This is a genomic window from Moorella sp. E308F (genome assembly GCF_006538365.1).
GTDB lineage: Bacteria > Bacillota > DSM-521 > Neomoorellales > Neomoorellaceae > Neomoorella.
In genome coordinates, this window is record NZ_BJKN01000010.1 from 1 (window position 1) to 533 (window position 533).

Genomic DNA, 533 nt, shown 5'->3' on the forward strand with positions numbered 1-533 from the left:
GACTTTTTTCCTGCTTCAGCCCTAACGGCTACCTTTTTAACAGCCCCGGATCGCGAACCTTGAAAAACTCTTGTACAAGTACCAGTTTTAATTCTCCCGGGGGCAGGCTGTCAAGCGCAATATATTACTTATCTCGGAGCGCTCTAGTGGGGCGCAGCAATTTTTAAGGGCTCCACCCTACGGCCAGGCGGCCGGGTACCAACCCTTGGGTCCATCCGTATCGCAGGTGAGGCCCTTGTTAGCACATCTTCTTTGAGCTTCTTTCACCTTAAACTTATGCACTAAATTTTACCGGTGCTGATTCTCTGGCGTTTCTTCCCATGCCCCATATCAGTGCGATAATGCCCATTATCCCGAACAGAATTGCGCCGGTTATAAAAGCGAACATATTGATATCAGAACTCATTAAAGCCGATATGGGGGTTATGATGTACGGGCATAAAAACGAACCCAGGTTCTGGCCGGCCACCACAATGGAAGTAGCCAGGGGTACGGCAACCGGCTTAACAGACATGGATGTTCCAACCATAATG

At 49.2% G+C, this 533-nt stretch carries 1 pseudogene; it reads right to left on the bottom strand.

Going from position 1 to position 533, the window contains the following annotated elements:
• Positions 1-274: 274 nt before the first annotated feature.
• Positions 275-533, bottom strand: a pseudogene (locus tag E308F_RS15650) (hypothetical protein); the annotation flags it as partial.